We start from the raw sequence: 18,424 nt of genomic DNA on the forward strand, positions 1-18,424 counted from the left end.
AGTTCGTCGGTCTTGGCGTGTTGAAACGCGTTAAGTGCCGACCGCCCCTTTTCTGCAATCTGACTTGGCGATGCTCAAACCAAGGAAGAGAGCATGATGGACAGGTTCTTCCATCTCAAAGAAAATCACACCAAAGTATCCACTGAAATCACAGCGGGCATCACCACCTTCTTCGCGATGAGCTATATCATCGTTGTCAATCCGCAGGTCCTGAGCACTACCGGCATGCCGTGGGGTGCCGTGTTCCTTGCCACCATTATCGCTTCCGTTGCTGGAACGCTGGTCATGGGACTTTTCGCCAACGTGCCTTACGCCCAGTCCGCAAGTATGGGCTTGAACGCGTTCTTTGCCTACACCGTTTGCGCCGGCCTCGGCTTTACTTGGCAGGAAACACTTTGTATGACATTCCTGTGTGGCCTGATCAACATTCTGGTCACCGTCACCTCCATCCGTAAGCTCATCATCGCCTGTATCCCTGAATCCCTGCAGCACGCCATCGGCGGCGGCATCGGCCTGTTCGTGATGTACGTCGGCATGTTGAACGTCGGCTTCATTTCGTTCACTCCCGGCGACCCGAAGGCCGCGGCCAAAGGCGGACCGATTCACGCCACCCCTGGTCTTTCCGCGCTCAACAATCCCGAACTCTGGGTCTTCCTTATCGGTCTTGCCATCGCCATCGTGCTCACACTGCTCAACGTGCGTGGCGGCCTCTTGATCTCCATCATCGCCGCCGCCGTCATCGGCATCCCGTTCGGCATCACCAACATGAGCAACTCGATGTCCATCGGCCAGACCTTCTCTCAGCTTCCCACCACGTTCCTTGCCATCTTCAGCCCGCAAGGCTTCCCGTCGCTCTTCGGCAACCTCGGCCGCTTACCGCTCGTCATTGTCACCATCTTCGCCTTCTCCATGTCCGATATGTTCGACACCATCGGCACGTTGGTCGGCACCGGACGCAAGACCGGCATCTTCTCTGATCAGGACATCAAGAACATGGCCAATGGCCATGGCTTCAGCTCCAAGATGGACAAGGCCCTCTTCGCCGATTCCATCGCCACCTCTGTCGGTGGCCTGTTTGGCACCTCCAACATCACCACCTACGTCGAGTCCTCGGCGGGCATTGCTGCCGGCGGCCGCACCGGCCTGACTTCGGTGACCGTCGCTGTCTGCTTCCTCATCTCGATGTTCCTCTCGCCGCTGGTGTCTGCGATTCCGTCTGCCGCAACGGCCGGCGTTCTGGTCGTGGTCGGCTGCATGATGGCCTCCAGCCTCAAGGAAGTCAACTGGGGCGACCTCGGCGAAGCCATTCCGGCGCTTTTCGCCTCGGTATTCATGGCCCTTTCCTACTCGATCTCCTACGGCATCGCCGCGGGCTTCATCATGTACTGCCTGGTCAAGATTTGCAAGGGCAAGGCGAAGGAGGTCCATCCGGTGATGTGGATCGTCACTGCCCTCTTCATCCTCGACTTCGCGCTCCAGGCCGTCCTCTGATTGCCGGCTGAGATAGATTGGCTGTCTGTGCTTTTCGCTGCAACTTACGAGTGAAGCTGCGGCGAAAAGCACGTTTTGCGTCCACTTTTCGTGCTTTTGGTCGCAGTGACGCCATAATTCAGTGCGAAAAGCACCAAAATCGTCCTGAAATGATGCTTTTCTCCTCAATGGAATCCCGAATCAGTGGGAAAAGCACCAAAATCGCCGTAAAAAGGTGCTTTTCTCCTCAGTGGGACCCACATTCAGTGAGAAAAGCGCTATTTCGGTGCCTTTTTGGTGCTTTTCTCACTGATTGGCGCGTGCGCGTGTCGCAAGGTCGGGCGGCCTCCGTATACTATTCATCTGTAAACCACAGACTGTTGGTTAGAGGTGCAAGCCTCTCGAAGTTTGGTTCGCCAAGCCAGCATAGGTTGAATGTCATAAGCCTTGTAAGAGGTGGGCCGCGCAAGCGGCCGGTATGGTGCTCTGCCTATGTGCAGGGCATTTTTTGTAGGGTTGCAAGTTTGCAGCCGCGCAGACAATCGCTCATAAACGCTAAACGTTCCGAATTTCCCGATCAATGGTCGACTCAGGAAGGAACGCCATGAAAAGGCCCGAAAAGGAAGCGGTGATCGCCGAGCTTACGGATCAATTCCGTAACGCCGATGCGGTTTACCTTACCGAGTACCGCGGGCTTACCGTTCCGCAGATTTCCGATCTGCGCGAAAAGCTAGGCCGCGATACTTCCTACTCAGTGGCTAAGAACACGCTCGCTCGCATCGCCGCCAAAGAGGCTGGGTACGAGGGCTTCGATGAAGCACTCTCCGGCCCCTCCGCAATCACCTTCGTGAAGGGTGATTACGTCGAGGCTGCGAAGGTCCTGCGTGACTTCGCCAAGAAAAACAAGGCCCTCGTCATCAAGGGTGGTTTCGCAGACGGAACCATGTACGACGCCGAAGGCTTCATGAAACTCGCGAGCCTCGAATCTCGCGAAACCCTGCTCTCCAGGATGGCAGGCGACCTCAAGGGCTCCATGTCCAAGGCCGCTCGCACGTTCGTCGCTCTGCCTACCAAGGCCGTGCGTACGTTCGACGCCCTGCGCGAAAAGCAGGAAAAGGCCGCTTGATTTCCTCGCGGTTTCGGCCGCGTAATTTCAGGCAGTTTAGTAGTGAATAATTAAAAAATATTAAGAATTTCGGTGACGGAACCCAATAAAACATCCGTCGCCCGGAAAAGAAAGGAAGCCATTATGGCTAAGCTCTCAAGCGATGAGCTCCTCGATGCGTTCAAGGAAATGACCCTGGTTGAACTCTCCGACTTCGTCAAGAAGTTCGAGGACGAGTTCGATGTCGAGGCTTCCGCCCCGGCCGTTGCCGTTGCTGCTGCTCCTGCCGCTGGCGCAGGCGTTGGCGAAGAAGAGAAGACCGAGTTCGACGTCGTTCTCTCCTCCTTCGGCGACAAGAAGATTCAGGTCATCAAGGCCGTCAAGAACATCACCGGCAAGGGCCTGGCTGATGCCAAGGCGCTCGTCGACGGTGCTCCTACCACCATCCTCGAGAAGGCCAAGAAGGATGACGCCGAGAAGGCCAAGGCTGAGATCGAAGAGGCCGGCGGTTCTGTCGAACTCAAGTAGTTCTTTCCTTCTTGAAGGCTTAGGCGCTGCGGTGTGAAACCGCAAGCGGCTGAAAGCCTTCGATACATTGTTGCAAACCCTGTGTGCGGAATCTCCGCTCGCAGGGTTTGTTCATTTTATCGGCTATCGTAGTATCCAAGGCATGTCCTTGAAAGCAAACGCAAGGGCGGGCTCATGCGTGAGTGTTGTCAATGTCTGTCATTTTTCTGTAGATTCCAAGGAAAACATGACACAATAGCAGTAGCATGAGCAAAGTGTATATGGGGAGGCCGCAAGGTGTCTGATCCGCGAACGACAAAACATTGGGTCATCAAGGTCAATGGCTCCACGAAAGTCGATGTCGGTCCCGGCGAAAACGTTGAGATTGGCCGCAGGCCTTTGCGTCCGCTTAGCGATGACGGACATCACCGTTTGGAGATTGACGATGATACGCGTTCCATGTCGAAGCGCCACGCGCTGTTTAGCGTCACGGCCGATGGCGGGGCGTCGGTCACCGATCTCAATTCCACGAACGGTTCATATATAGTTGAGAAAAAAGGCTTGCGTCCGCTTACGCCCAATAAGGATTTCATTTTTCCGGATTCACCGATGCGATTGCAGTTCGGTGACGTTCCTGTTGATTTCGTACGGGTCGATGTCGATGAAAACGATGGGGCCGGTAACAAGATTACCGATTTGTTCGACTATGCGGTAAGCGGCGGTGAAAGCGCCGATATCGAGCCGGATCTTAACGAAATGTCCGTCGACGACATTTTGAACCTGCGCGCCGGTGAACCGACTACGGCTTTCAGCGCCGCGGATGTGGCCAGTCGTATCGAAGCTTCCGCTTCCTCCGAAGCGGACGACAAGGCTAATGGTGACCCTCAAAATTCCAAAGAGCAGGCAGCCAAGAACGCCGATAGTAGCACAAACAAGATTGTGGATGGAAGTGCGTCGCCAGTTGTTGCCGAGGCTGACAAGAAGCGAGAAGACCCGCAGGCCGACCATACCATTGATCAGATTTCACTCAACGTGATGACTCCCGAACCGCAGGTTAGGGAAACCAAGGCGCGCGATTTGTTCAAAGACGCTATGCAAACCGAGACTGAAAGCAAAGCGGTGAAAGCTGTTCAGCCAAGCACTGCTGCGAAGAAAACGGCACAGCCGGCGACGACTGGTGCCTCTGCCCCCGCCGGGAATCAAGGCAGGTCTTCACGAGCAAAGCTGCAGGCTCAGCAAGTGTCGTTGCCTTCTCGTCAAGGCAACGGGCAAAATCCCCAGAATGGTTCTCGCGTGCAGCAGCCAATGGATTCACCCGCAGCAGCGCAACCGCAGGCCAATGTGAATGGCGTCAATAACAATGTCAACGCCGATGTTCGCAACGACAATGTTACCAATGCCAATTTTGCTAACACCAACGGCAGTCTCACTAACGCTAATGCCAACGGCAATGCGGGAGCCAACGGCAGTGTTTCGGCAGGTCAGTTCGACCCTCGAATGGCCAATGCTACGAATGGTCCCGCTGCTCCCGGGCAGATTCTTGGAAATCAAAACGCTCCGGTATTCGTCGCCATGGATGAAAATCCCAACCAAGGCAGCGGTGGCGGCAGCGACCACCCCGGTTTGAATTTGGGCGGTTTGCGGGATTCACAAAACGATGCGGCAGACAGCAAGGCTTCTCAAGAACGCAATAAATTCATGCCGCCGGTAACGCAGGCCACGGATACTTCAACGGTTTCCTTCGTTTCGTCCGCCACTAACGGCGCGTTTGGTGCAGGGCAGGCCTTCAAGCCGAGCTTCGAACCCGGCTCGGTGTTCGAAAAGGTGTCGAACGGGGAATTCAACCAGCCGGAGCCCGAAGTCGAAGTGGACGGCATGAGCTCGCAGGAAGCCAAGCAAACCGCCGACTTCTCTCTCCAGTTCGAAATGGCAAAGCACCCTGAGCTCCTGCCGTTCCTGGCGATGAACCCTTCGTTGTATGACGATTTGTACGCATGGCTTTCGGCGGTGGGCAACGATGATATCGACGCTGCGCTTTCGCAGAATTCAGGGTATATCGAGTATCGTAACAAGGTCGGGGAGGGACGTAACCAATGAGCGAGACGAACCAGACAATGAACGGCATCCAACAGATGCGCAAATGGTATGACAGTTATCACAATGGACTTGTTCCTTCGCCTTTGGAGGATGTCGGGCAGCTCACCGCGCAACTTGACCTGACCCATGCCCATCCATCCGGCATCGCGCAGCTCTTCGCCAGCGGGCACACCAGCCTTGATTCCATGTTCCGCGACGCCGGTATGCTCCGCGCCGCCGGCCGCAGGCTCGAGCGTGTTCTCGACGACAAAGCCGTCAAAACGAGGTCCGCCGGGGTCGCTGAGCTTTCCCTAGTGGTGGGCGTGGCCACGTGGAAGGGCAACTCGGTTCCCGTCCTGCTTTACCCGGTCGAAGTACACCGCAAACCGGATGGCCGCGAGACCGATGCCATCATCCGTTTCACTGGGCACGTCAGCCTCAATCCTGCGTTCACCACGGCCATGCACGAGCAGCACATCGATATCGATGAAGCGGCCCTCTTCGATGGCAGGAACTATGCCAGCGGCACTCCCGACACGTCCTCCGTGTTTACCGCCATCACCGACGAGGTCAAGCCGACAATCGCCGATTTCGACATTGAACGCAATATCATCTTGGGTTGCTTTATGGACCCGGCCACCAAGATGCTCGCCGAAAGTCGTCATATCATCGATTCGCTGGCAAGCAAGCCAAGCGGCAATGTGGCCCTTGACGCGTTAGCCGGAAACAAGGATGCCATCAATGCGCTGAAGGATTCAAAACTTCCCAGTTACAGCCCCTTCGATGCCGATCCCCACAGCGAGCACGAGGCTGGAGACGTCGATAACGCCGTGCGGTATGCCGCGAATATGGCGGCACAAGGCCATTCGCTGTTTCTGGACGACGCTTCCGGCAACGATACGGCACAGATTGCCGCGTCTATCGCCTCCCGCTGCGTTTCGTCGGGACGCACCGTGCTTTATGTGCCGGGAGTAGCAGGGCAGAAGAAGCGTTTCACCCATGAAATGGATGCCTGCCATATGGGCGGCCGCGTGATTGATATGGCCGATTCGAAGGCCGCACGGCAAATCGATCAGGAGCTGATTGCAGCCGTTGGTTTCCAGCCTGGTGCTTCGGTCGCCCGTTTCGACCAGGTCTCCGATGAGCTCGTCGGAGTGCGCTCGCGTCTGACTCGCTATCTCGGCGATCTGCACGGGGTGAGCAAGGAATGGGGCGTCTCTGCCTATCAGACCATTCAGAATCTTGCCAGCATTTCTGCCATGCCGACGCATCCGGCCACGCACGTCCGGCTTTCCAATGAAGCCGCAAGGGCCATCGCCCCACATATGGACGAATGGATCAAAAAGCTTCGCAAGGCAGGCGAATACGGCGAATTCACCGTCGGTCCTCAGACCACCCCGTGGTATGGTGCCTCGCTCTTCACACAAAGCGATGCGGTCAATGCCTATCAAAAGGTCGAAAACTTGCTGCAGCGCCTTCTGCCCGCTACGCGCGACCAAGTCGCGTCCGTCGCCGAAACCTGCGGTTTTCCGGTGCCGTCGACGGTGCAGGAGTGGGGCCGTCAGGTTACGGTATTGAAGAACCTGCGCCGCGTGCTCGACGTTTTCCAGCCCGAGATTTTCGAGCGTGACATCGAGGCGATGATTGAGGCCAGCAAGCCCAAGGCCCAGCGTAAGGCCGAGGGCACCAGCATGGGCTTCTGGGAACGTCGTCGCCACGTGAAAGAAGCCAAGAGCCTGCTTCGCGCTGGTTCTCAGGTCGAGGATTTGCACGACGCCCTGCAGGTGGTGGACAAGCAGTCTGAACAATGGCACGAGATTGTGCCTCACGGCGGCTGGCCGGTACTCCCACCTAAGCTCGACGCCATCGTAGAAACGCAGGAAGCCCTGATGCGTGATATCACCGCGCTCGATGCGGTGCTCGCTACCACCGTCGAAGGCGGCGACCTGCAGAGCGTTGATCTGGCCCGGCTTGAGGCCAGGCTCAAGGCGCTTTATACCGACCGTAAGGCGCTGGATACCTTGCCCGGTCGTGCCGGACTGGAACGCGAATTCCACTCCGTCGGACTTGATGGGCTGATTGAAGACATGCGTAACCGCCGTGTGTCCTTGGATGCCGTGGAAGGGGAACTTCAGCTTTCCTGGTGGACGACCGTTTTCGAAGACATCGTTCGTTCCTCGGCGATTATTTCCAATCAGGACGGCTCCGCACTGCAATCGGCGGCAGACCGGTTCGTTCAGGTCGATATTGACCACATCAATTCCGTGGGGCCTATGCTTGAGCAGGAATCCATGCGTCACCTTTGCGATATGCTTTTTTCGCATACGCAGGAGGCCAACCAGCTGCACACATTGCTGGCAAGTAACGCGCGTGTGCCATTGAGCCATATCACCCGCGAATATCCTCAGATTCTCGCTTCGGCTAAGCCTGTCATCATGGCCACCCCATTCACGCTTGCCGTGCTGAGTGACCCACAGCCCTTGGCCGACGTAGCCATCATCGATGCCGCTTCACATATTCCCTCGCTTGAATTGCTGAGTGTTTTGAGCCGTTCCAGGCGTGTTGTGGTCATTGCTCATAAGGCCACGATCACTTCTGAATCGTTGAACGCCTTGGCCGCGTTGTTGCCCAAGGTCACTGTCGATTCCCGGCCGGTTTGCCGCGACCCGCGTCTTTCGATCTTCCTTTCCGCCCAAGGTTATGGCAACGCTCGCAGGGATGTGGCCACAGAATCGATGCAGGGCAGGGTGCGTTTCCACAGGGTCGAGGCCAACGGCGTGCCGGTGCTTGCCACCGGGTTGGTGGAAAGCAGTCAGCAGGAGATTGACGAGGTCATCGCCATCATCAAACAACGCGCCGCGGCTTTCACCGTGGTGCCGACCGGCTATCTGCTTGCCGTGGTCACTTTGACCCCGGTCTTCCGTACGAGGCTCGGTGCCGAATTGAAGTCGCTTTCCCTGAAGGACGAGGCCATGGGCCGCTTCCTTCGCCACGTGCGTCTGGTGGATCTCGATGAGGTCGCCGGGGTGCGCGCCACCGATGTTATTCTTTCGTTGTGCTTCGCGAAGACCTCGCATGGCCGCTTGCTTCAGCAGTTCGGCTCTTTGGAGGGCGAAGGCGGAGATGGCAAGCTGCTTGATGCCTTGGCTTTGGCCAATCGCAATGTTGACATCATCTCCGCTTTTGGCTCTGCGGATATGGAGGATGATCGCCTTCACCAGCCGGGTCCGAAGCTGTTGAAGGTTATGCTCAAATGGGCCGAGGGCCTGGGCAAGGAAGTTGTACGTCCTTCAGTGTCGCTGAAGGGCGACAACGTCCTGTTCAACGATCTGGCTGATCGCATCCGTGCGCGCGGGCTCAAGGTGGCCGCCAATTACGGTTTCGATGGTGGAGCCTCCATTCCTCTGGTCGTAGGGCTCAAAGACAAACCGTTCGCGCTCGCGGTGATGACCGATGACGCTCAGTTCATGGGTATCCAGTCCACCCGCAAGCGCCATCGTGTGCTGATGCAGGATTTGGCAACACTTGGTTGGTCGGTCATGACCGTCTGGAGCGTGGCTGCGTTCGTCAACCCCGATAAGGAAGTCGACCGTATTGTGAGCCGTATTAGCGACTTGTACCAAGAGGTCCGCTGATGGCGTTGACCTACGATCCGAATCGTCGCTCGTCGCGTACCCACAGGCGTGTGGTGCGCAAAGGCAGCGAACGTTTTGACGTCGATGGCGTCGAACTTGACCCGGAAGACCGCCGTCCCAAGGGCAGCAAACAGCAGGACGACGATAGTCGTATCCTGCGCGAGCTACCTCCTCACTGGGGCATTTTCAGCGAACGAGACAAGTAGCGTTTGCTATTCGTGAGGAATCGTTAAAGGGTGATGGTGATAACGAGCCGTCACCCTTTTTACTATCATTTCGAAGCCATGTTTATTCGGTTCCGTGCGCCTGATTTCGATCTTTTAGAGCTTGGCAGCCATAATCGGCATGCGTTCCTGCACCGCCATGATGCGAGCTGCATCCTGTGGCGGCATGGCAAGTTGTGTGGTAACGTTGCCGCCGTCATCACGATGCGGATTGCCGGTGACCGTCGCCAGCTTGACTAAAGTGCAGGTTTGTCCATTCGATTGTGTCGGCATCTCCTCGCTCTGTGACGCCTCGGCATCGTCACTCGTCTCGGCTCCACTTTCACCGGTCTTTGCCTGTCCTTGTGCCGCTTTCTCTTCCGCGTCGTTTGCATCAGAAGGGTTTGTTGCTGTTGGATTACCTGTAGGCTGCTGGTTTGCAGCAGGGTTTTGATCCGGTGGATTCGGTACGGCGCTGCATGCCGCGCTGCCGACGAGCGAGACTTTGTCGCCGTCAATCAGCCCGTTTGACGATCCGCTGAGCTTGACGTCGATGGTGGTCAATCCATGCCCGATCACCGGCGAAGCCCGTGCCATAGGGCGGGCTATGATGCTGCCGTTCTCGATATTCACCTGCGCAATCAGCCCTTTAGCGTCATCGGTGGTGCTGAACACATTTGCCAATGCTGGGCTGTCGGCGATCTGTACGGTTTTGAGGTCGTCGGCACGGATGGTCTGCCCGCGTTTGATGGCATGGGTCGCTGTGACTGCGGTTTTGGTGGCGACGCTGCTCGAAATCGACTGCAACGCAAAGAAAACCGCGAGCCCGGCACATAGCGCTGCGAGCACGGTACGCGTCTGTCGCATCGTCCGTCGTTGCTTGAGCGTCGGTTTCTTTACGTTCAAACTCTGCTTGTCTGCTAGGTGAAAAAGTTCCATGAATCCATGATGGACCAAAACGCAAAATTACCGAGGCAAAAACGGGTACTGTGGTCGAATGATAGGGGTTATCAACATTCGAGGCGTGTCGCGGTGGAGTGGCAAAACGAGTTATCCACATCCAAAATAATCAAGTGGCAGTCTGGATTATTGTTTCTGCGCGGGTCAAGAAGAAAGGAACAAGAAAAGCGAAAGCCGGCACTTACATCAAGAGTAAACTACCGGCTTTTTAAAATTCGGTTACCCGCAATCACTTTTTCGACGAAGATGACGAACCGCCTTTGTCGGTACGATAGAAACCGTGCCCCTTAAACTCGATGGGAACCGCGGAATAGACTTTGCGCACCTGCTCTTTGCCGCACTTCGGGCAGACGGTGATGGGGTCGTCGGAGAATGACTGCTGCTCGGTGAAATCGTATCCACAATTCTTGCAACGGTAATGATAAGTAGGCAACGGTCCCTCCAGGAAAATAAACACTCAACAAGTCAACTGTTCATATCCTAGTCCCAGCCCTGACGCCCGTTCGTTTCCGGTGAAGTTACACATTCCTGGATCGAAGACATCAGCGTTCAATATTTCATTGCAATATGATGATTCGCTTATCCGTCATCACCGCATCGACCGGAATATCATGGGCTTCACGAGGCACCGCGTGGTGACGATTGATAAATTCGAAGTCCCAGCAGACCCCGATTTTAAGCGCATCGGCGCGGCAAAGCCCAAGAACCTGGTCGTACCAACCGCCGCCGCGTCCCAGCCGGGTGCCGTCAAGGTCGATGGCGAAAGCCGGTATGAAGATGATTTTCGCGTCGGCAATGGCTTCGGGTCCAAGGATTTCCCCATTCGGTTCCGCCGGCCTCAGCCCACCCGTAGCGGTGTGCGGCATTTCGCGTAATCCGGATTTTCCGACATATTCACTCCATCCGATATCGCGCCCGCTGCCGAGTCGTGGCACCAACGCTTGCAGCCCGCGCCCGTTTAGTTCGTCAAGCAATCCCAGCGTCGGCACTTCCGTCCCCATCGAAACGTACGCTGCCGCAGTATCTCCCGGCTTCAACTCGATGGTTGACGGTTTATCCAACAGCTGTGCAGCAAGTTCCCTTAATCGCACACCTGCCTCTGTTCGCTCGCCTTCGTCGAGCTCCTTGCGTCTGCCAATGGCCTCACGCCGCATATTTTGTTTCAATGTATCAATGTTTTCCGTACTACTGCTCATATTTTCATCGTATACGATGAAAAATCGTCTGTGGTCCAATGAGCTGACGTTTCTCGTTGCAATATACAGTTATTATTACAATGTCTAAGCAGTAATGCAAAATTTAACTGTTGTATTTCGGTTTCAAAGATGTGCTGAAAAGAGAAAATAATGATAAAGAAGAGACGTGTATTGGCTGCTGCGGTGGCTGCACTAGCAGGTTTTGGGATGGTAGCACCCGGTACGGCGAACGCTGATCCGACATGTGTAGTCGGAACGAGCACAATCGCCCAGTGCTTCCCGGACCCGGTGCTAGCCAAGGTGGTGGCAACTGAGGGTAATTTTGAATCTGGAGACCAGAGTAGTCCTAATGTCAATGGGATATTCGACGAAGCTCACAGGAATATAACCAGACTTCAAATTGATTCGGATAATCAGAAGAGTATACGAAGCCTTCAGGGAATGCAGTATCTGCATAGATTACAGGCTCTGGAAAACAATGCTGGAACAGAGGTGACTGACCTTACTCCGTTAAGGAATCTCACCAGTCTTACCGCGTTGAGGTTAGGGGGAAATTTCGCAGATTTGTCTCCTCTGAGTGGTCTTAGCAATTTGGAAGAGTTGGAAATCAACAGTGCAAGTAAGGATTTCACCAGCCTGAATGGTTTGATAGGTCCTTCTGGATTTCCTAAGCTAAAGACGTTGCAAATCATAGCAAATTCACCCGCGGACGACCCTACGTCGGCTCGTGGGGGCTCATTGACGAGCATCGATGAATTGCGAAAATTGTCTTCCCTTAATTTGAAAACGTTATGGCTGCAGGGTGGGTTTGCGAGTGTGAATGCGTTGGCCGGCAATGCAAGGTTCCCTAAATTGGATTATGTTGAGGTGGATAGTCCCAATTTAGCCGATGCTAACGGTCTGAAAGATCTCAATGCATTGAATAAGTTATATATTCGTTATAGCGGTCTGTCGAATATGGATTGGACGAGAGGTTTGACGAATCTGTCTGAACTGAATATCGGCAGTACCAAAATGACGAATATGAATGGATTGAGGAGCCTTCCTAATCTTCAGCATTTGTATATCGACTATATTCCTTTGACCAATCTTGACTGGATCAAACCTCTCACGAATCTGACATCATTCGGGCTTTATGGGAGTCCAGTGACTGATGTGAGCGCTTTGAAGTATCTCACAAATCTGACGACTTTGGCTCTGCGGGGCAATCCTTCATTAAGCGATATCAGCGCTATCGGGGGTTTGACAAAAATCAGGTCTATGAGTTTGGAATCAAATAGTATTACGAATGTAAGTCAGCTCAGATGGCCCAATTGGGATGGCGACGGCTGGCCGTCGAGTGTTGTCAACGCGTTGTCGGATCAGTCGGTCACCCTGCCTTCGGTGAGTGTGAAGTCGAGCGTACAAGTGCGTACTGCAATAGATGAGAATGGAAACTATATTAAACCTTCGTTAATGTCTCCTGCGGGTGGCAGCTACGACTCGCAGACCGGTCTGACGACGTGGAGTGGTCTTTCTACGCCTGGCAAAGTGTCCATCGGCTTTGAGAAAGACGTCAAGGTTGCCAGTCCCTCTGTCAATAATGGCTTGGTTCATTTCTCTGGTGAGATTAATCAGCCGTATACGTTAGATGGAACGGGTAATGGTGATTCTCAGCGTCCAGGTGCAGGTTCGGGTGCCGCTTCGATTGGCCAACTTCCGACTCCGGCTTCGGTCGCGCCGAAGTTCACCCAGTTGACCCTGGCCAACAAAGGCTCGCTGTCGGTGCCTTCAACGGTCAATGCGGGCTCCACGTATCGCTTTTACACGATGAATGTGACTCCGGCTGCCAAGGCGAAGGTCGATGCCGGCCAGTCTTACGTGGTCTACGCGTTCATTTATTCCGATCCGGTGGCGTTGACCTCGGACGGGCATAACACGGCGTTGCAGTTGAAGAAGGATGCGCGAGGCTACTATGTCGATGCCCGTATACCGGACGGCTATTCCGGTCCACACACCATCGCACTGGTTGATCCCGACGGTTCGATTATTGGTTGGTCGAAAGTGACTGTCTCGGCCAAGGGCGGGGCCACGTTGGCAACTACCGGTTCATCGGTATCAGCCATTGCTGTGGCTGGATTGCTCCTTCTAATGGCAGGCGCAGGTTTCTTGCTTGCTCGGCGGAGGGTATAAGCCGGTCGGTTAAATAATTTTGAATCCGTCTATCAGTTTTGAGTATTGTTGTAATGTTTGAAACTGGTGGGCGGTTTCTTTTTTCGAGTAGGTATTGTCAAGTGTTTTTAATCCTAATCAGAGAGGTTGCACCAACCAGTAGCTCAAGAGCGAGCGTACTATAAAGCTGTGTCTGTCTTTCGATCGCTGCGCAACGCGCTTGTGCCCAACCCCAACGCCATCATCATGCCGGCACAACTTTTGCCGCCGGAGGGTGCTATACAGATTCGTCTGCGTCCGATGGTTGCCGAGGACGAAGCGAGATGGAGCGAAACCAGACAACGCAATGCAGCGTGGCTTGCGCCCTGGGATTCCAACGATCCAATGCATGGCCCGGGTCTGACGTTCAACACTTGGTTGCAGCGGCAGCGAAACGATGAAGCGTCGGGTGCCGGAGCGCTTTTCGTCATCGAATATCAGATGGCGATTATCGGCCAGATTTCGGTTGGCGCGATTTGCTACGGATCGATGCGTAGCGGCAATATCGGTTACTGGATTGATCAACAGCATGCCGGCCACGGAGTCGCACCGTTGGCCGTGGCGATGCTGGCTGATTGGGCGATGTTCAGCCCGACCGGTCCACGACTGCATCGTTTGGAGATATCGATGTTGCCTGAAAACCAGCGTTCCCGCAGGGTCGCGGAGAAACTGCAGGCGCATCACGAGGGCATACGCTTCAAAAGCATGTACATCCACAACCAGTGGCGAGACCACGATGTGTATAGTTTGTTGGCAGAGGACGCGCCGCTAGGTTTTACGCGGCGTCTGCTCGTATGACACGCCCGAATTACATGGGTGTAAAAAGTCACTAACTCTCTCTATTCTTGAATGTATGGATTATGCGTGGGTGAGCGGTGTTGTTGTACTGGTCATTCTCGTGATTCTGATACTTGGCTGGCTGCCGCGGCGTACTGCGGATAGCATGAAAAGGGTGGTCGAACATCGCGAAGACAAGTATTCGCCGTCGTTGCATCTGGTGGATGCTGACAGTGGTACCCGTTTCAGCGATAGGCGGCAACCTTCGGCGAAAGGGATTGTCATGCAATCGGAACGAAAGAATATTACCGCAAGCCCTGCAGGGGCACCGGTTGCACGACCTACAAAAGCCATGAAAGAGCGTGCCAGAGTCGCGCATATTCGTAAGCTTCGTCGTGAGGCGGCACGTAGGCGTGCCATGATTTCCGCGGCATTGCTGGTCGTCACCGTGGTGGTATTTGCTGTTTCGTTCCCGTTGAAGTTCAGCGCGTTGTTTGCCTTGATTCCCGCGACATTGCTTGCCGTTGTCGTGGCGTTGGGCGTGCGCACGGCCAATCATGCCAGGGCGTGGGAGCATGACCTTAAGGTAAAGCGTGCTGCGCAAGCCAAGGCTCACAAGGCTCAAGGTAAGAGTTCTGCTGTTGCCAATGGGCAGGTTGCCAATTCCAGTAATTCCAGTGCTCAGGTCGCTGCGCAGTATTCTGCAACACCGCTTTCCAGCGATGAGCAGCCCACCGGTCTGATGGCCGAGCGGGAAATCCAGAAAGCCGTGGAGCAGTCCCGGGCCGAAAAAGAACGTATCGAAATCCGTCGTGCCGCTCAGTCGCAGGCCGAGGCAAGGCAGAAGAAAGCCAAGTTGCAGGCCGTCAAGAAAGACGCGGATGTTGCGGCCGCTTCCAGTCAAGCCGTCAATGTGGCGGGATCCGCCAAGTCCGTCAGCCAGACAAAGCGCCCGGCCGAGCAAGGTAAGGCCCAATCGGCATCCGCGCGTAAGCCGAATCCGCACGCGGCAAATGCCGCTGCATCGGCGAAGAAGAAAACCTCCAAGTCGGCGAATAATCGTCGCCAGAATGCTACCGCTGCTGGTTCCGGCAAGATGAATACGGTGAATACGGCTGCTAAAAAGCAGCGGATTGAGCCGAATGATGCCACGAACGAGCTGCAGCAGGTTCATCCGGCGCAGGCTTTGGATGTGGTCGATCTGGCACCGAACCAGGATCTCATTTCGTTCTCGCTGGGTGCGCCGCGTAACGGTGTGGAAGTCAGAAACGAAGAGCCGAAGAGCCTCGAAATCAAGTCCACCCGTCAGGTCGCCAAGGCCAAGGCCAAGGCACCGGCAAAAGGCATGGAAACCACCTCATCGTCGGCATCGAAACATACGAAGAAAATCGCTGATCAGTCTGTCGGGAACAAGGGTGAAGATTCCAATTCGTCGGTTTCCCATGTCGCTGAAACGCAAGCCGAATCCAATAGCACGGAAGCTTCCACAGGTCCTCTGATTTCCAAGAAGAACCGCAAGCGGGCCCGTGCCATGGCCAGGCGCGCACGTGCCGCCGCACAGCGCGATGGCAAGGTGAAGCGCGAGAAGCCGACCTATACCAGCGACCCCGAGAAGTTCCATGCCTCGGAAGTCTCGGCGGACACGGAGGCGCCTGCGGTGTCGTCGGATTCTTTGGGAACCGGTCTGGAAAAGATTCTTGAACGCCGCAACGTCTGAGAATTATTTGCCGTAACATCTCGATGCCACGTTCGCAGGTTTGTTGAGCTACGGTTGAAATCAAATTTATTCTTGATAATAATTTGTTACGGAGTTATTCCTTGGAAAATCGACATTATTCGTCCCAATTGTGAAGGTTTCACTCAGAGCGTTAGCACTCGGGTTGGCAGAGTGCTAATTTTCGCGCTACGATAGACACGTAAGCGCAAAGGGACGGTGCCGAAAGTGATCGTCAGCCTCTGAAAGCGGTGTCCTCGCGCGAGGAAATGCAACTCTCACTTAAGAAAGAGGAGGTCCACAGTGTCGATCTCACTTACACCGTTGGAAGACAAGATTATTGTCAAGCAAGCTGAAGCGGAGACGCAGACGTCATCCGGTCTTTACATTCCGGACAATGCCAAGGAGAAGCCGCAGCAGGGCGAAGTCCTGGCCGTCGGCCCGGGTCGTCGCGACGACAACGGCAACCGCATCCCGATGGATGTCAAGGTCGGGGATAAGGTGCTGTATTCCAAGTATGGCGGCACCGAGGTGCATTACAACGGTGAGGATTACCTCATCGTCGGCGCCCGCGACGTGCTCGCAATCATGAACTGATTGACGTAATCGCCAAGTTTTTTAAGTTGCGTTCCAGCCATCCAAACGGTTGGGACGCATTCTTGTTTTGTGGCATCTTCCCGTCGTACCGGGCTTAGGTCACATGCCTGTTTTCATTCGTATTGATATCGATTGTGCAGGTTCGTTCACGCGATCTCGTTTCGTCTTAAAACAAACCATAAAATGTGCAATATCTCTCGTTTCGGCCTACAATGCGATTATGACTTTCAAACATCGTGCCATAGTTGATACCATCCCTGCCTACAAGCAAGGCAAGCCGGCCCCCGCAGTCGCGGGCCAGCGTTCCTACAAGATCTCCAGCAACGAGAATCCGAATCCACCGTTGCCCAGCGTGCAGAAGGCCATCGAAGACCATGCGCTCGACCGCATCAACCGTTACCCGGATATGGGCGGCTGGCAGGTCATCGAACGCCTTGCCAAGGATTATGAAGTCGGCCAGGACGAGATCGTGCTCGGCTGCGGCTCTACCGAGGTCATCACCCAGCTCACCAACCTGCTCGCAGGTCCCGGCGACGAGGTGATTTACCCATGGCGCAGCTTCGAGGCCTATCCGATAATCGTCTCCGGTGCGGGCGCGACCAGCGTCCAGATTCCCAACCGCCCTGACGGCGGCCACGATATCGACGCGATGATTGCCGCGATTAACGACAAGACCCGCATGATCATCGTCAACAACCCGAACAATCCGACCTCTTCGTCGGTGAGTGACAAGGACGCCCGCCGGCTGATGGAAGCTGTTCCGAGCGATGTCATCGTGCTGTTCGACGAGGCATACATCCACTTCAACACCGCGCCGGACACCAGCGTCGGCATGAAGCTTTACCGCGAATACCCGAACATCGTTGTGGCCCACACCTTCTCCAAGGCCTACGGCCTGGCCGGTCTGCGTATCGGTTACGGCATCGCCCAGCCCGACGTGATCACCGGCATGCGCAAGATGTCGCTGCCGTTCGGAGTCACCCAATCCGCACAGATTGCCGCCATCGCCTCCCTCGATGCCAAGGACGAGCTGATGGAACGTGTACAGGCGCTGATCGGTGAACGTGACCGCGTAGTCAAGGCGCTGCGTGCTCAAGGCTGGGACTTCCCTGAACCGTATGCGAACTTCTTCTGGCTGCCGCTTGGCAGCAAGACCGGCGAGGCCGCCGCACGCTTTACGGCCGCTGGCCTTTCGACCCGCGTCTTCGACGGTGAGGGCATCCGCATCTCCATCGGCGAGAGCGAAGCCAACGACAAGGTCATCGAAGTCTGCCAAGACATGAAGGATGACGGTATCGCCTGAAGATAAGCGACGAAAGCCTAAAAATCATCCCGATATAAAATTTGTGTCATAATGCCGCCATTCCAACGTTTAGCTGGTTTGGCGGCATTGTTTTCCGACACACTTGGCGTGTCGTGGACTTGCATCCGTCTGCGGTCCGTGCCATTATAGTCAAGTTGCCTGCTTCGAGGCTTTCAAAGTCACGGAGTGAGTAATTGGCGGATTTCCCAAGCGGTCAAAGGGAGCTGACTGTAAATCAGCCGCTGATAGCTTCAGTGGTTCGAATCCACTATCCGCCACGCCTCGATAGCTCAGTGGTAGAGCACTTCCTTGGTAAGGAAGAGGTCGTGAGTCCGATTCTCACCCGAGGCTCTTTGGCGGGATAGCTCAGCTGGCTAGAGCGTACGACTCATAATCGTAAGGTCAAGAGTTCGAGTCTCTTTCCCGCTACAAACTACCGACAGAAGTCGGTGAGTAACAACACGCAGAAGGTGAACCAATGGCAAGCAAAAGCGCCGCAGTCCGTCCGGGCATCACGCTGGCATGCACGGTGTGCAAAGAGCGTAACTACATTACGACCAAGAACCGTCGCAACACCCCGGATCGTCTCGAACTCAAGAAGTTCTGCCCTCGTTGCGGCAAGGAAACTGTGCATCGCGAGACTCGTTGAGTTTCAGCGTTGAGGAAGCCTGACTTCGGTCGGGCTTTTTTC

15 protein-coding genes and 3 tRNA genes are annotated in these 18,424 nt (G+C 55.1%); 15 read left to right on the top strand and 3 right to left on the bottom strand.

Annotation, left to right across the window (positions count from 1 at the left end; genetic code table 11):
* The first annotated feature begins 96 nt into the window (after positions 1-96).
* From OZX72_RS02010 to OZX72_RS02035, 6 genes are all read left to right on the top strand, one after another.
* The gene (locus OZX72_RS02010; RefSeq protein ID WP_277159334.1) at positions 97-1,491 is read left to right on the top strand and encodes an NCS2 family permease; all 1,395 of its coding nucleotides are present in this window, start codon (positions 97-99) and stop codon (positions 1,489-1,491) included.
* A 583-nt stretch (positions 1,492-2,074) separates the two neighbouring features.
* Positions 2,075-2,596 (top strand): 50S ribosomal protein L10, encoded by a 522-nt coding sequence (gene rplJ, locus OZX72_RS02015; RefSeq protein WP_277158785.1) that lies wholly within the window; start codon positions 2,075-2,077, stop codon positions 2,594-2,596.
* A gap of 123 nt (positions 2,597-2,719) precedes the next feature.
* A complete protein-coding gene (rplL, locus tag OZX72_RS02020) occupies positions 2,720-3,103 on the top strand; it encodes a 50S ribosomal protein L7/L12 (protein ID WP_277158786.1) in 384 nt (127 codons plus the stop codon).
* A gap of 276 nt (positions 3,104-3,379) precedes the next feature.
* Positions 3,380-5,179: an FHA domain-containing protein gene (locus OZX72_RS02025; protein WP_277158787.1), complete on the top strand. Its 1,800-nt coding sequence runs from the start codon at positions 3,380-3,382 to the stop codon at positions 5,177-5,179.
* Complete coding sequence (locus OZX72_RS02030; protein WP_277158788.1) at positions 5,176-8,793, top strand: helicase; 3,618 nt, start codon at positions 5,176-5,178, stop codon at positions 8,791-8,793. The genes OZX72_RS02025 and OZX72_RS02030 overlap by 4 nt, the downstream gene beginning before the upstream one ends.
* Positions 8,793-8,999 carry a hypothetical protein gene (locus tag OZX72_RS02035; RefSeq protein WP_277158789.1) on the top strand — a complete coding sequence of 69 codons (207 nt, stop codon included), beginning with the start codon at positions 8,793-8,795 and terminating at the stop codon, positions 8,997-8,999. The genes OZX72_RS02030 and OZX72_RS02035 overlap by 1 nt, the downstream gene beginning before the upstream one ends.
* Positions 9,000-9,113: 114 nt before the next feature.
* Here the strand turns inward: OZX72_RS02035 and OZX72_RS02040 are convergent, their stop codons facing one another.
* From OZX72_RS02040 to OZX72_RS02050, 3 genes are all read right to left on the bottom strand, one after another.
* Complete coding sequence (locus OZX72_RS02040) at positions 9,114-9,935, bottom strand: SAF domain-containing protein (RefSeq protein WP_277158790.1); 822 nt, start codon at positions 9,933-9,935, stop codon at positions 9,114-9,116.
* Between the two features lie 250 nt (positions 9,936-10,185).
* Positions 10,186-10,389: an FmdB family zinc ribbon protein gene (locus OZX72_RS02045; RefSeq protein ID WP_277143778.1), complete on the bottom strand. Its 204-nt coding sequence runs from the start codon at positions 10,387-10,389 to the stop codon at positions 10,186-10,188.
* A gap of 124 nt (positions 10,390-10,513) precedes the next feature.
* The gene (locus OZX72_RS02050; protein ID WP_277158791.1) at positions 10,514-11,152 is read right to left on the bottom strand and encodes a 5-formyltetrahydrofolate cyclo-ligase; all 639 of its coding nucleotides are present in this window, start codon (positions 11,150-11,152) and stop codon (positions 10,514-10,516) included.
* 150 nt (positions 11,153-11,302) lie between these two features.
* Between OZX72_RS02050 and OZX72_RS02055 the strand changes: the two genes are divergently transcribed.
* The 9 genes from OZX72_RS02055 to rpmG all read left to right on the top strand — a co-directional run bounded on the left by OZX72_RS02055 (position 11,303) and on the right by rpmG (position 18,382).
* Positions 11,303-13,324 carry an Ig-like domain-containing protein gene (locus OZX72_RS02055; protein ID WP_277158792.1) on the top strand — a complete coding sequence of 674 codons (2,022 nt, stop codon included), beginning with the start codon at positions 11,303-11,305 and terminating at the stop codon, positions 13,322-13,324.
* 168 nt (positions 13,325-13,492) lie between these two features.
* Positions 13,493-14,140 carry a GNAT family protein gene (locus tag OZX72_RS02060; RefSeq protein ID WP_277158793.1) on the top strand — a complete coding sequence of 216 codons (648 nt, stop codon included), beginning with the start codon at positions 13,493-13,495 and terminating at the stop codon, positions 14,138-14,140.
* Positions 14,141-14,210: 70 nt separating this feature from the next.
* Positions 14,211-15,836, top strand: a complete 1,626-nt coding sequence (locus OZX72_RS02065; RefSeq protein WP_277158794.1) for a hypothetical protein — start codon at positions 14,211-14,213, stop codon at positions 15,834-15,836.
* A gap of 300 nt (positions 15,837-16,136) precedes the next feature.
* A complete protein-coding gene (gene groES / locus OZX72_RS02070; protein ID WP_277158795.1) occupies positions 16,137-16,430 on the top strand; it encodes a co-chaperone GroES in 294 nt (97 codons plus the stop codon).
* A 220-nt stretch (positions 16,431-16,650) separates the two neighbouring features.
* Complete coding sequence (locus OZX72_RS02075; RefSeq protein ID WP_277158796.1) at positions 16,651-17,733, top strand: histidinol-phosphate transaminase; 1,083 nt, start codon at positions 16,651-16,653, stop codon at positions 17,731-17,733.
* A gap of 196 nt (positions 17,734-17,929) precedes the next feature.
* Positions 17,930-18,011: transfer RNA gene (locus OZX72_RS02080), tRNA-Tyr, on the top strand.
* Between the two features lies 1 nt (position 18,012).
* Positions 18,013-18,084, top strand: a tRNA-Thr gene (locus OZX72_RS02085).
* Between the two features lie 4 nt (positions 18,085-18,088).
* Positions 18,089-18,162 (top strand) — tRNA-Met (locus OZX72_RS02090).
* A gap of 49 nt (positions 18,163-18,211) precedes the next feature.
* Positions 18,212-18,382: a 50S ribosomal protein L33 gene (rpmG, locus tag OZX72_RS02095; RefSeq protein ID WP_277143788.1), complete on the top strand. Its 171-nt coding sequence runs from the start codon at positions 18,212-18,214 to the stop codon at positions 18,380-18,382.
* The last annotated feature ends 42 nt before the right edge of the window (positions 18,383-18,424 follow it).

The organism is Bifidobacterium sp. ESL0769, from assembly GCF_029395495.1.
Lineage (GTDB): Bacteria > Actinomycetota > Actinomycetes > Actinomycetales > Bifidobacteriaceae > Bifidobacterium.